Annotated in this window: 16 protein-coding genes; 8 read left to right on the forward strand and 8 right to left on the reverse strand. The window is 73.3% G+C overall.

The features are described 5' to 3' along the window. Window positions 1-154: 154 nt before the first annotated feature. The 3 genes from NCC78_RS17980 to NCC78_RS17990 all read left to right on the forward strand — a co-directional run bounded on the left by NCC78_RS17980 (window position 155) and on the right by NCC78_RS17990 (window position 3,109). Window positions 155-922, forward strand: a complete 768-nt coding sequence (locus NCC78_RS17980; protein ID WP_250795783.1) for a glycerophosphodiester phosphodiesterase family protein — start codon at window positions 155-157, stop codon at window positions 920-922. A 16-nt stretch (window positions 923-938) separates the two neighbouring features. Beyond that, a complete protein-coding gene (locus NCC78_RS17985) occupies window positions 939-2,330 on the forward strand; it encodes an MFS transporter (RefSeq protein ID WP_250795784.1) in 1,392 nt (463 codons plus the stop codon). Between the two features lie 65 nt (window positions 2,331-2,395). Then, on the forward strand, window positions 2,396-3,109 hold the full coding sequence (locus NCC78_RS17990) for a thymidine kinase (protein ID WP_250795785.1): 714 nt from the start codon (window positions 2,396-2,398) through the stop codon (window positions 3,107-3,109). A 46-nt stretch (window positions 3,110-3,155) separates the two neighbouring features. Here NCC78_RS17990 and NCC78_RS17995 read toward each other — a convergent pair whose 3' ends face one another. Then, window positions 3,156-3,614: an Rv0361 family membrane protein gene (locus NCC78_RS17995; protein WP_250795786.1), complete on the reverse strand. Its 459-nt coding sequence runs from the start codon at window positions 3,612-3,614 to the stop codon at window positions 3,156-3,158. Between the two features lie 298 nt (window positions 3,615-3,912). Between NCC78_RS17995 and NCC78_RS18000 the strand changes: the two genes are divergently transcribed. Continuing rightward, a complete protein-coding gene (locus NCC78_RS18000) occupies window positions 3,913-4,278 on the forward strand; it encodes a VOC family protein (RefSeq protein ID WP_250795787.1) in 366 nt (121 codons plus the stop codon). A gap of 18 nt (window positions 4,279-4,296) precedes the next feature. Here NCC78_RS18000 and NCC78_RS18005 read toward each other — a convergent pair whose 3' ends face one another. Continuing rightward, entirely contained in the window at window positions 4,297-5,295 is a 999-nt protein-coding gene (locus NCC78_RS18005; protein WP_250795788.1) for a tyrosine-type recombinase/integrase, read from the reverse strand. 100 nt (window positions 5,296-5,395) lie between these two features. On the opposite strand from NCC78_RS18005, the gene NCC78_RS18010 reads away from it, so the two are divergent. Continuing rightward, window positions 5,396-6,376 carry a helix-turn-helix transcriptional regulator gene (locus NCC78_RS18010; protein ID WP_250795789.1) on the forward strand — a complete coding sequence of 327 codons (981 nt, stop codon included), beginning with the start codon at window positions 5,396-5,398 and terminating at the stop codon, window positions 6,374-6,376. A 269-nt stretch (window positions 6,377-6,645) separates the two neighbouring features. Here the strand turns inward: NCC78_RS18010 and NCC78_RS18015 are convergent, their stop codons facing one another. After that, window positions 6,646-7,437: an ArsR/SmtB family transcription factor gene (locus NCC78_RS18015; RefSeq protein WP_250795790.1), complete on the reverse strand. Its 792-nt coding sequence runs from the start codon at window positions 7,435-7,437 to the stop codon at window positions 6,646-6,648. Between the two features lie 341 nt (window positions 7,438-7,778). On the opposite strand from NCC78_RS18015, the gene NCC78_RS18020 reads away from it, so the two are divergent. Both NCC78_RS18020 and NCC78_RS18025 read left to right on the forward strand, forming a co-directional pair. Further along, the gene (locus tag NCC78_RS18020) at window positions 7,779-7,955 is read left to right on the forward strand and encodes a hypothetical protein (protein WP_250795791.1); all 177 of its coding nucleotides are present in this window, start codon (window positions 7,779-7,781) and stop codon (window positions 7,953-7,955) included. Then, a complete protein-coding gene (locus tag NCC78_RS18025) occupies window positions 7,933-8,073 on the forward strand; it encodes a hypothetical protein (protein WP_250795793.1) in 141 nt (46 codons plus the stop codon). The genes NCC78_RS18020 and NCC78_RS18025 overlap by 23 nt, the downstream gene beginning before the upstream one ends. A 153-nt stretch (window positions 8,074-8,226) precedes the next feature. Here the strand turns inward: NCC78_RS18025 and NCC78_RS18030 are convergent, their stop codons facing one another. From NCC78_RS18030 to NCC78_RS18050, 5 genes are all read right to left on the reverse strand, one after another. Beyond that, window positions 8,227-8,652, reverse strand: a complete 426-nt coding sequence (locus NCC78_RS18030; protein ID WP_250795794.1) for an Hsp20/alpha crystallin family protein — start codon at window positions 8,650-8,652, stop codon at window positions 8,227-8,229. A gap of 69 nt (window positions 8,653-8,721) precedes the next feature. Further along, window positions 8,722-9,237, reverse strand: coding sequence for a GNAT family N-acetyltransferase (locus NCC78_RS18035; RefSeq protein WP_250795795.1), 516 nt, complete (start codon window positions 9,235-9,237; stop codon window positions 8,722-8,724). A gap of 98 nt (window positions 9,238-9,335) precedes the next feature. Next, a complete protein-coding gene (locus NCC78_RS18040; RefSeq protein ID WP_250795796.1) occupies window positions 9,336-9,749 on the reverse strand; it encodes a DUF6069 family protein in 414 nt (137 codons plus the stop codon). Window positions 9,750-9,824: 75 nt separating this feature from the next. Further along, window positions 9,825-10,298 (reverse strand): MarR family winged helix-turn-helix transcriptional regulator, encoded by a 474-nt coding sequence (locus tag NCC78_RS18045; protein WP_250795797.1) that lies wholly within the window; start codon window positions 10,296-10,298, stop codon window positions 9,825-9,827. A gap of 206 nt (window positions 10,299-10,504) precedes the next feature. After that, on the reverse strand, window positions 10,505-11,086 hold the full coding sequence (locus tag NCC78_RS18050) for a MarR family winged helix-turn-helix transcriptional regulator (protein WP_250795798.1): 582 nt from the start codon (window positions 11,084-11,086) through the stop codon (window positions 10,505-10,507). Window positions 11,087-11,155: 69 nt separating this feature from the next. Here NCC78_RS18050 and NCC78_RS18055 point away from each other — a divergent pair. Continuing rightward, the coding region (locus tag NCC78_RS18055) for an MFS transporter (protein WP_250795800.1) at window positions 11,156-12,327 on the forward strand (1,172 nt) is incomplete at its 3' end.

A 12,327-nucleotide genomic window follows, 5' to 3' on the forward strand; every position in this document is an offset into this window, starting at 1 on the left:
GGGTGCAGACCTCCGAGGCGGCCCGCCGGTTCGTCGGGCTGAAGCTGTCCGACCTCGACGGCACGGCCGTCGTCGCGACGACCGGCGACTGGGTGTCCTGAGCCGCCACCGCCCGCTCACCCGGCGGCCACCCGGTGCCGGCATACTGCGCTGCGTGCCGACCGGTCATCCCTACCTCGACGCCCCCGCGCCGCTGGCGTTCGCCCACCGCGGCGGCGCCGCCGAGGGCGACGAGAACACCGCCGCGGCGTTCGCCCGGGCGATCGGGCTCGGCTACCGGTACGTCGAGACCGACGTGCACGCCACCGCCGACGGGGTGGCCGTGGTCTTCCACGACCCGACGCTGCGGCGGGTCACCGGCGAGGCGGGGCGCATCGCCGAGCTGCGCTGGGCCGACCTGGCGTCGGTACGCGTCGGCGGCGCCGCCCTGGTGCCCCGCCTCGACGAGGTCCTCGACGCCTGGCCGCGGGTCCGGTTCAACATCGACGTCAAGGCCGACGGCGGGGTCGAGCCGACGGTCGCCACCGTCGCCCGCACCCGCGCCGCCGACCGGGTGCTGCTGGCCTCGTTCAGCGACGCCCGGCTGGCCCGGAGGCGCGCCCTGACCGAGGGTCGCATCGCCACCGGGCTCGGCATGCGGGGGGTGGCCCGGCTGCGGATGGCGTCGCTGACCGGTCGGGCGCTGCGGCTGCCCCCGTCGGTGATCGCCGCGCAGGTGCCGGTGCGCTACGGACGGGTGCCCGTGGTGGACCGCCGGTTCCTCGGCTACGCCCACCGACTCGGCCTGCAGGTGCACGTCTGGACGATCGACGAACCTGCCGAGATGCACGAGTTACTCGACCTCGGTGTGGATGGCATCATGACCGATCACGTCGGCGTGCTGCGCGACGTCTACCGCAGCCGCGGCCACTGGGCCGCCTGAGCGCCGAAGGACCCCGATGGCCGAGACCGTCACCCCCGAGGTGGACGACACCCCCGCCCCGGCGAGCACCCGCCGTGAACGCACCGGCTGGTACTTCTACGACTGGGCGATGTCGGCGTTCTCCACCACCGTGATCACCGTGTTCCTCGGCCCGTTCCTGACCACGGTCACCGAACTCGCGGCCGGGTGCGAACTGGGTGCCGACACCTGCGGCGGGTACGTCCACCCGCTGGGGATCAAGGTCGCCGCCGGGTCGTACTTCCCGTACCTGGTGTCGCTGTCGGTGTTCCTCACCGTCTTCGTGCTGCCGGTGATCGGGGCGGTCGCCGACCGGTCGGCGCACAAGAAGCGGCTGCTGGCCGCCGCCGCGTTCACCGGCGCCGCCGCGACCGTCGGCATGCTCTTCGTCACCGGCGAGCGCTACCTGCTCGGCGGGGCGCTGTTCCTGGTGGCCAACATCGCCTTCGGCGCCGGCGTGGTCGTCTACAACTCGTTCCTGCCGCAGCTCGGCGGCCCCGACGACCGCGACGGCATCTCCAGCCGCGGCTGGGCCCTCGGTTACCTCGGCGGCGGCCTGCTGCTCGCGCTGAACCTGGTCGCGGTGACCATGCTCGGCGAGGAGGGCAACGACCAGCGCACCCTGGACCTGGCCCGCTGGTCGATCGTGTCGGCCGGGCTGTGGTGGGCGGCGTTCACCCTGGTGCCGCTGCGCTGGCTGCGCGAACACCCCACCGCCGCCGCGCTCGCCGGCCGCGGCAACGTGTTCACCGGCGGGTTCCGGCAGCTCGGGCGCACCCTGCGCGAGATCAAGGCGTACCCGCTGACGCTGTTCTTCCTGCTGGCGTTCCTGGTCTACAACGACGGCATCCAGACCGTCATCGCGCTGGCCAGCCAGTACGGCACCGAGGAGCTGCGGCTGGGCCAGAGCACCCTGATCGTGACCATCCTGCTGGTGCAGTTCCTCGCCGTCGGCGGCGCGCTGCTGCTCGGCGCCCTGGCGAAACGGATCGGCGCCTGGAAGACGGTGCTGATCAGCCTGGTGCTCTGGACCGGGGTGATCCTCGCCGCGTTCCGGCTGCCCGCCGAGGCGCCGCTGCCGTTCATGGTGCTCGGCGCCGGCATCGGCCTGGTGCTCGGCGGCAGCCAGGCGCTGAGCCGGTCGCTGTTCAGCCAGCTCATCCCCGCCGGCAAGGAGGGCGAGTACTACGGCTTCTACGAGATCAGCGACAAGGGCACCAGCTGGCTCGGGCCGCTCGCCTTCGGCCTGGTGTTCCAGCTCACCAACTCCTACCGGGTGGGCCTGGTCTCACTGCTGATCTTCTTCGTGGTCGGGTTCCTGCTCCTGCTGGCCGTGCCGATCCGGCGGGCCATCGTCGCCGCCGGCAACACCCCGCCCCGGGTGCTCTGAGCCGGCCGGGTGTCCCGGCCGCGCCCGCCCGATCGGGGTGCGTCGATGGGCTAGGCTGCCCGACCGTGACCGACCACGCCGCCGCCCCGACCTGTCTGGCGCGCCCGCTGCCCGGCCCCGACGACTCCCCCACCGGGTGCGCCGCGGCGCGCGGCGTCGACGGGCGTCCGCTGCACGCGGCGGCGTTGAAATTCTTCTGGGGGCCGATGGACTGCGGGAAGTCCACCATGGCGTTGCAGATGAACCACAACCACTCCCGGCAGGGCCGCCGCGGCCTGGTCACCACCCGCATCGACCGGTCGCTGGGCCCGCAGGTCACCACCCGCATCGGCCTGGCCCACGAGGCCATCGAGGTCACCGACGAGCTGGACCTGCGCGCCCTGGTGCGCGAGAAGTGGGCCGAGGGGATCCGCGTCGACTACCTGATCTGCGACGAGGCGTCGTTCTACAACCTGGAGCACGTCGAGCAGATGGCCGAACTGGTCGACAGCTACGACGTCGACGTGTACGCGTTCGGGCTGGCCACCGACTTCCGGTCCTGCCTGTTCCCGGCCGCGCGGCGGCTGTTCGAACTGGCCGACTCCGTGGCCCGCATCCAGGTCGAGGTGCTCTGCTGGTGCGGCCGGGAAGGGCTGCTCAACGCCCGGGTGGTCGGCGGGACGGTGGCCCGCGAGGGCGCGCAGGTCGTCATCGGCGACACCATGGAAAGCGCCGACGTGCGCTACCAGGTGCTCTGCCGGCGCCACTACCGCTCCGGCGACCTCGGCCCCGGCCGCTGAGCAGTCCACGGCCCCGCATTCGGTCCCCCCGCCGGGCAGCGGCGGCTCAGTACGGGTCACCGCACACCCGCCAGTCGCCGTCCTCCCGCACCACCGCCAGTTGCCGCTCCTCGGTGGCGCCGTTGTCACGGGTCAGCCGCACCGTCACGGTGCCGTGCGGGCGGCCGCGCCGGGTCGCCACCGACACGTCGACGATCTCGTAGCCGCTGACCACGGGCGGGGTGCGCAGCCAACTGGTGAACCCGATCGGGCTCCACCGGCTGCGGGCGTCGGCGCAGAGCAGGTCGTACGCGCCGTCGGTGTCGCCCGCGGACACCGAGCGCAGGAACCCGTCGGCGGTCTCCCGCACCGGGCCGCTGGCCTGGGTGACCACCTGGACGTTCCAGGCGCCCAGCCCGGCCACTCCCACGCAGCACAGCAGCACCGACACGCCGGCGAACACCAGCCCGGTGCGCACCGGCCGGCCTCGCCGGGCCGGCCGGCTCCACCGCTGCTCGGCACCCACCTGTCGACCGTAGAGAACCGGCGGGTCCGCCCGCAGGAAAGTCGGTCCTGTCGCGGTGCTCGTCGGCGCCGTCGACCTGGCCCGGTCGTTGTCGCCGGTGCCGGCCGACACCCCTCGCCGCCGTCACCGGCGAGCTGCGTGACCCCGCCGGAGCCGGGTTCCGCAGGTGAGGTGCTCCTGGCGGATGCCCGCCGTCGTGCAGCGCGGGAGCCGGCTGACGTGCCGCGGCGGGGCGCACGATGCAGGTCGGCGGGCGTACCTGACAGCAGGTGGCAGGTACGGGCGGCAGACTGCCGGCATGACGATCACCGCCGACCTCGCCATGGTCAACCTCGACAGCTCCGACCCGGTCGCCCACGCCGCCTTCTGGCAGCGCGTCCTCGGTGGGGAGCTGACCCACAGCGAACCGGAGTACGCGATGGTCACCGCCGGCGCCGTGGCCGTCGGCTTCGGCCTGGTCGAGGGGTACCGCCCGCCATCCTGGCCGGACGAGAACGCCGGCAAGCGCTACCACCTCGACCTGTACGTCGACGACCTCGCGCTGGCCGAGAAGGAGTTCGTCGCCGCCGGCGCGACGAAGCCGGACTTCCAGCCCGGCGGCGAGCGCTGGGTGGTGCTGATCGACCCGGTCGGGCAGCCGTTCTGCATCTGCCGTCGCGGCTGACGGCCGCGGGCCCGCCGGTCAGCCGCGGCGGCGGGCCCGCGCGGCCCAGATGACGTACGCCGGGTCCCGGTCGAGGTTGTGCCGGTCCCGGTCGTAGCGGCGGGTGGTGCGCGGATCGGCGTGCCCCATCGCGTCCTGCACGTCCTCCAGGGGGACGCCCTCGGCGCGGGCGGTGGTGGCGAAGGCGTGCCGCAGCGAGTGCGGCGACAGCTTGGCCCACGCCGGGATGCCGGCGGCCTGCGCCAGCCGGCGCACCAGCCGGAACACCGAGTGCCGGTCCAACCGGCCACCGGTCGCGGTGACCAGCAGCGGACCGGTCAGCTCGGAGACCGCCACGCCCTGCGCGGCCGCCCGCTGCGCCAGGTACGCGTCGAGCGCGTACGCGGTGCCCGGGGTGAGGGCGCGCCGGCGGGGCTTGCCGCCCTTGCCGACGAACCGCACGCTGCGGTGGCCCCGCTCGGCGCCCAGGTCGGTCAGGTCGAGCGAGACCAGCTCGCCCACCCGCAGCCCGAGGTCGGCCAGGAGCGCGATCGCGGCGCGGTTGCGGGCGGCGGTCGGGCCGGTGTCGGCCTCGGCGGCGGCGAGCAGCGCGGCGACCTCCTCCGGGGTGAGGCCCACGGTGGCCGAGTGGTCCCGGTCGATGCGGGGGCGGTCGGCGCCGGCGACCGGGTTCGCCTCGACCGCGCGCAGCTTGACCAGGAAGTCGTACCAGCTGGACAGGGCGGAGAGGCGGCGGGCGACGGTGGCGGGGGTGAGCGGTCTGCCGGTGCGCGCGCCGAGGGTGGCCTCCAGCGTCCGGCCGTACTCGTTGACGTGCAGGAAGTTCGCCTGCAGCGGGTTGAGCTCCCGGCCGGCGCACCAGGCCAGCCAGCCGGCGATGTCCCTGCGGTAGGCGTCGCGGGTGTGCGCGGACAGCCGCCGGTTGCGCAGCCACGCCTCGGTGAAGTCGGTCGGCCCGCCGGGCAGGGCGAGCGGGGCCGCCGGGCGGGGCAGCACCGGAGCGTCGGGAAACGGCATGTGAAAAAGGTTCTCAGCCCCGGGTGGGAAACGGGAGGAGGCGCGCCCGACGCGATCGCGGTCACCCGCCGGATCCGGCGGCCGGCGGTACGGTCGGGCGGTGCGCGCGAGTCGGCTGGTGTCCCTGCTGCTGCTCCTGCAGACCCGGGGCCGGATGACCGCCCAGGAGCTCTCCGGGGCGCTGGAGGTGTCGGTGCGCACGGTCTACCGGGACGTGGAGTCCCTCGGCGCCGCCGGGGTGCCGGTCTACGCCGAACGCGGACCGGCCGGCGGTTACCGGCTGCTGGACGGCTACCGCACCCGACTGACCGGGCTGACCGCCGGTGAGGCCGAGGCGCTCTTCCTGGCCGGCGTGCCCGGCCCCGCGGCCGACCTGGGACTCGGGTCGGTGCTCGCCGCCGCCGAGCTGAAGCTGCGCGCCGCGCTGCCGCCCGACCTGGCCGAGAGGGGCGAGCGGATCCGGCACCGGTTCCACCTGGACGCCCCCAGCTGGTTCCGCGAGCCGGAGCCCACCCCGCACCTGGCCGCCCTGGCCCGCGCGGTGTGGGAGGACCGGCGCGTGCAGCTGCGCTACCGGCGGTGGAAGACCCCCCGCGAGGTGACTCGCACGCTTTCCCCGCTGGGTGTGGTGCTCAAGGCCGGCCGCTGGTACCTGGTCGCCGCCGCCGGGGCGCAGGTGCGCACCTACCGGGTCGGGGCGATCCTCGACCTGACCGTCCTCGACGAGCCCGTCGACCGGCCGGCGGACTTCGACCTGGCCCGGTGCTGGCAGGAGCACGCCGACCGGTACGAACGCGGCGTCTACCGCGACGAGGCCCGGGTGCGGGTGACGCCCGCGGCGCTGGAGCTGATGACGTACGTCTTCCCGCCGGCGATGAGCCGGGCGGCCCGGGCGGCCGCCTCGGAGCCGGACGCCGACGGCTGGGTACGCACCACGGTGCCCGTCGAGTCGGTGAAACACGGGCACATCGAACTGCTCAAGCTGGGCGCGGAGGTGGAGGTGCTCGCCCCCGCCGAGCTGCGGGACCGTTTCGCGGCCACCGCGCACGCCCTCGCCGCGCTCTACCCGCCGCCGGCCTGACCGGGTAGGACGGCCCTGCCGCCGCGCCGGGCGGGATCAGGCGTCGATCTGCTTGCGGCCGTTGCCGTTGGCGGTGACGGCGACCCGGCGGGGCTTGGCCCGCTCGGCCACCGGGATCCGCAGCGTCAGCACGCTGTTGTCGTAACCGCTTCCCGGTGCTCGGCTCGTCCCTGCTGGGCACCCTGCTAGTCGGCAGCGGCTGAGTCATTTACCGCGTCGTGTGGGGTGGCCGGGACTGGAACGGCGCCTACGTTCCGCTGCGCGGGAGGTCACGCATCGTCCGGCAACGGTTCGCCGGTCTCCAGCAGCGACTTCAGGCTCGCCACCACGTTCGGCCAGCCGTGGCTGACCATCTCGGCCAGGCTCGATCCGGGCTCGAAGCCGTCGTGCACGACGGTGAGCTTCACGACCTGCGCGGCCTCCTCAATCGTGAAGGTGACCTTCGAGCGGGTCTCGCCGGACAGCCGGGCGAGCAGCTCCTCGTCCCAGCCGAAGCGCTTGGCGAGCTCCGGGGTGATGGCGTGCCAGGTGTAGGAGAGCCGACTGTAGGGCTCGGCCTCCAGCACGACCTGCTCCGGGTCGCTGATCAGCACGCCGTGGTTGTCCCAGGTCATCGGCGAGCCGACGGACCAGTCCGTGGCGAACTCCGTGGCCCAGTAGCGGCGGGTGAAGGCGGGCTCGGTCAGCGCCTGCCAGAGCTTCTGCGGGGTGGTGCGGATGTAGGTGGTGTAGACGAAGGTCGGCGCGTCCATCGGGGTCTCCTCCAGGGCGAGTTTCAGGTCCGCCAGGGCTTGGACCCTGGCCTGGTCGTAGCGGCTGATCCACCGGTGGGCGATCTCGTGCACAGGCGCGGCGTTGAGGTAGTGCAGCTTCTCCCGGCCCCGCCGCACGGTGGCGACGAGCCCGGCCTCCTCCAGCACCGCGAGGTGCTTGCTGACGGACTGCCTGGCCATGTCGAGTCCGGCGCACAGCTCGCGCAGCGTCTGCCCGTTGCGGGCGTTGAGCGAGTCAAGCAGCGCGCGCCGGCTCGGATCGGCCAGCGCCTTGAACACCTCGTCCATGCCCGCCCTCGCACCCGGTTGCCATCTGTCGATATGCAGCCTTTCGGCTGCATTAATTTAGGCAGCCGGATGGCTGCCTGTCAAGACGCCAGGAGTGCTGCAAGCCCTGTACCAGGTGGAAGGCAGGGCGAACCGCGAACTCCGCCGAATCCGCGACCGTCTTCACCAGCCCGTGAACTGATGCGGGGCGCCGGTGCCGACACAAGCGCCGCACGGCGCCGCGCCACCGCAGCGGTGACCAACCCACGGCCGCAATATCTTCTAGTCGGAGCCGTCACGGATCATCTGACCTCGGTCCGTAACGGATCAAGTGGAGCCGGACACACGAGGACCGGTCCCGGGTGACCCTGACCCTCGGCCCGGCGATGCAGTCGGGTGTGGCTTTCGACGTGTCGCTCGCGGCGCTGCACCGCGGAGGTCGAGTCGAGGTCGGCGGGGTGCTCCCGCACCTTCAGGCCATCACCCCCGACGCGCGGCGGTCATCCGATCTTCGGGATGGCGGCGAGTTTCGAGACTGAACTGGCGATGAAGCTCGGCAACGACGGCGAGCTGTACGAGACCATCACCGACCGCAGCGACGAATACTGCAGCCTCGCCTACGACCTGGACAGCTGGCTGAACCCACCGCAGGGCTGAGCGCCGTGCTCGAGATGTCGTCGTCTGGCACCTGGTGGTCGGGGGTGCAGGTGCGCACCTACCGGATCAGGGCGATCCTCGACGAGCACGTCGCCGCCCCCGCCGACCTGACCGGGTGGGACGGCCGTGTCCGCCGCCCCACCCCGGGCGGGATCAGGCGTCGATCTGCTTGCGGCCGTTGCCGTTGGCGGTGACGGCGACCCGGCGGGGCTTGGCCCGCTCCGTCACCGGGATCCGCAGCGTCAGCACGCCGTTGTCGTAGCCGGCCTCGAGCTTGTCGGTGTCGAGGGTGTCGCCGAGGAAGAGCCGCCGGGTGAAGGTGCCCATCGGGCGTTCGGCGGCGACGAGCTCGACGTTGTCGCCGGTGGGGCGGCGTCGCTCGGCCCGGACGGTCAGCACGTTGCGTTCCACTGTGCAGTCGATGCTGTCCGGGTCGACGCCGGGCAGGTCGAACGCGGCGTAGAACCAGTCCCCGTCGCGGTAGGCGTCCAACGGCATGACGGCGGGGCGGGCGGCGGTGCCGAAGAACTGCTCGGCGAGCCGGTCGATCTCACGGAACGGGTCGGTGCGCATCAGCATGGTCCTGCCTCCTCGGTTCTCCTGGCCGAAGGTGTTGGGTTGAGTCTCGGTGACTCAACTTCCTCTTCACTATTTAGCGCGAACCGGGGGCGTCGTCAAGTCCGACGGGAGCAGTTTCTCGAACCAGTGCTCGGCGTAGACGCCGCCGTTGTACGCCGGGATCTCGCGATAGCCGTGCCGGGCGTAGAGGGCGCGGGCCTCGACCAGGTCGCTGCGGGTGTCCAACCGGATCCGGTGGATCCCGTTCGCGCGGGCCCGCTGCTCGACCGTCGTCAACAGGACCGCCCCGCCACCGCGCCCACGGTGTGCGGGGCGCAGGTAGACGCGGGTCAGCTCCGCCCACTCCGGCCGGTGCCGCAGCCCCGCGCAGCCCGCCAGCTGCCCGTCCCGGTGGGCGATCAGGAAGAACCCGGTCGGCGGGGCCAGGTCGTCGCTCGGGTCGTCGGCCATCGCCGCCTCGACCTCGCCGGGTCGGACCGGCCGGCGGTGGTAGCGGCGCACCATCTCCTCGTAGTACTCCTCGAGCAGGGTCACCGCGTCGGGCTGATCGGGGTGGCACTGGGCCACCGTCCAGGTCGTCGTCACCCGTCGATCCTCACCGCCCGGTCAACGGAGTTTTCACACCCGGGCGGCGCCGGCGGACGTGCCGGCGCCGCCCGGGCGGGCGATCCTCGTGGCTCCGGTCAGGAGCGCCGGGCCGGCAGGAACGCGATCAGCACCGCCGCCACCGCCAGATGCATCGCGCCCAGGGCGACCTTGGCGCCGGTGGTGGCGTCGGTGCCGAAGAGCGGGAGAAGGGAGAGCAGGGACAACACCACCGCGAGCGTGATCCAGATGACGGTCGCCCGGCGGCCGGCGAAGCGCTCCAGGACGACCAGGCCCACCCAGCCCAGCAGGGCCGCGCCGAGCGAGACGGTCACCACCGGGGCGAGGCCGATCTCCATCGCGGGTTGGCCGGGGTTCTTGACGGTGTAGTCGACACCGGAGAACGCGCCGACGGCCCAGATCAGCGCGCAGGCCAGGACGGCGGCGCCCACTCCGAGCGCGCGCCGACGGACGGACGGAACGGTGGTGACGGGATGCGTGGTCGCACTCATGGCTGCTCCTCGGTCAACGGAACGAACACATGCGACCGTATCAGATCGTCTTAACCTGAACTATCTTTCACGGGACTAGAAGCCAGGTCGGCTGCCCGGCCCGCACGGTCCCCCGCCCGCCAGGCGGCCCCGCACGAGCTGCTCGATCGAGCGCAGCAAGGCCGCCCGGTCCGCCTCGGGCAGCGAGGCGAGCACGTCCTCCTGGATGCGGGCGGCGATCTGCTGGGCCCGGTCGAGCACCTTCCCGCCCTCGGCGGTGACCTCGACCAGCCGGGCCCGGCGGTCGGTCGGCGACGGCCGGCGGTGCGCCAGGCCGGTGGCTTCCAACTGATCCAGGGTCACCACCATCGTGGTCTTGTCGATCCCGCACTGCTCGCCGATCTGCCGCTGGGTGAGGCCCCCGGACCGGGCCCGCAGCAGCACGTGGTGCTCCCGCGGCGAGATGCCGAGTTCCGCCAGCCCCGCGGCGTGCTCGGCCATCAGCGCGTGACTGGCCCAGGAGAGGAGAAACATCAGGTCGGGGGCACCACCGGGCGAGCACGAGGTCATGCACCGAGGTTAACAAGATGGTCCGGGCGCAGATGATTTACGCCGCGGAGGATCAGCCGCCGCCACGCCGGCCGACGGCTCGCGACCGGTCCGCCAGCCGCGGGTCACGCGTCCTGTTCAGGTCGGCCCCACCACCAGGCGCTGTCGCCCCCGCCAGCCGGCGCGGGACGTGACCATCACCGGTCTCTCGGGATCGCCGACTTGGGTCAGCCGCTCGGCGGCGACTGACCGGCATCTTCAGGTCGTCGAGCAGCTTCAGGTCGTCGGTCGGCGGCCGTGGCGTTGTCGGGTCGGGCGGCCGGCCGCTCGGCGACCAGCACGATCCGGCGCAACAGGTCGGACAGCAGGCGCCGCTCGTCGGGGTCCAGGGCGCCGAGCAGCCGGCGCTCCTCCGCCCCCCGCACCTCGATGGCCCCCTGCCAGGCCGCCCAACCCGCCTCGGTCAGCTCGACGTCGACCCGGCGTCGGTCGGTCGTGGACGGGATGCGGTGCACCAGGCCCCGGCGCAGGAGGCCGTCGACCCGGGCGGTGACCGAAGCCGGCGCCATCGCCAGGTCGCGGGCCAGATCGGAGGGAGCCGCCCGACCGTGCCGGCCGGCGAGGGCCTGCAAGGTGTCGAACTCGTGGCGCTGCAGGTCGAGGTCGGCCAGCACCCGCTCCTTGTCCTCCCGCAGGTGGCGGGTGAGGAACTGGATCCGCGTCACGGCCCCCTCCGTGTCCGGGTCGAGGTCGGGCAGCACGGCCTGCCAGCGCTCGACGTGCTCGTCGATCCGGTCACGGGTGGTCACATCGGTCACCCTACGCCAGCGCCGAAATATTCGACTCCTAAATATTCGATGTCTAAGTATGCTGGGTGGGTGACGCACCCACTGCGCGTACGGTCCTTCCAACTGCTCTTCCTCGGCCGCACCCTCTCCGCCGTCGGCGACGCCGTGGTGCCCGCCGCCCTGGCCCTCGCCGTGCTCCGCGCGACCGGCTCCGCCTCCGCGCTGGCCCTCGTGCTGGCCTGCGCGATGGTGCCCCGCCTTCTGCTGCTGCCCCTCGGCGGCGTGCTCGCCGACCGGCTCGACGCCCGCCACGTGGCGATCGCGGCCGACCTGATCCGCTGCGGCACGCAACTCGTCGTCGGCCTCCAACTCCTCGGCGACGCGTCGCTGGGCACCGTCGCGGTGGCCGCCGCGGTCGGCGGCGCCGCCGGCGCGTTCGCCATCCCCACCGCCTCCCCCCTGGTCGCCGGCACCGTCGACCCGGCCGGGCGACAGCAGGCCAACGCCCTGATGGGCGTCACCGCCAACGCCAGCCGCCTCGCCGGCCCGGCCCTGGCCGGCGCGCTGATCTGGACCGCCGGTCCAGGCTGGGCGTTCATCCTCGACGCCGCGTCGTTCGCGCTCAGCGCGCTGCTGCTCGCCGTCATCCGGGTCCGCCACGTCCCGGTGCCGAGGCGAACCGTCCTCGCCGACCTGGTGCACGGCTGGCGGGAGGTCCGCGCCCGCAACTGGTTCTGGACCAGCCTCATCGGACACGGCGCCTGGAACGGCGCCGCCGCCGTGCTGATGACCCTCGGGCCGGCGGTCGCCGTGCGACGCCTCGGCGGCGAAGGCGTGTGGGTGATGCTGTTGCAGGCCGGTGCGGTCGGCATGCTCACCGGCTCGCTGCTCGCCGCGCGGATCCGCCCCCGACGACCGGTCCTGGTGGCCACCCTCGGACTCGCCAGCTACGCGGCCCCCCTCGCCCTGCTGGCCGTCGCCGCGCCCGCCCCGCTGGTCATCGCCGCCTACGGCGTCGCCCTGACCGCCCTCGGCTACCTCAACCCGGTCTGGGAGACCGTCGTGCAGGAACAGTTCCCACCCGAGGTCCTCGCCCGGGTCACCTCGTACGACTGGCTGGTCTCCCTGGGCGCGATGCCGCTGGGCTACGCGCTCGCGCCGATCGCGGCGCGGACCTGGGGTGAAACCGTGCCGCTGCTCGCCGCCGCCGCGCTGGTCCTCGTCGCCTGCGCCGGCGCCGCCGCCGTGCCCGGTGTGCGACG

This window comes from Micromonospora phytophila (assembly GCF_023656545.1).
Taxonomy (GTDB): domain Bacteria; phylum Actinomycetota; class Actinomycetes; order Mycobacteriales; family Micromonosporaceae; genus Micromonospora; species Micromonospora phytophila.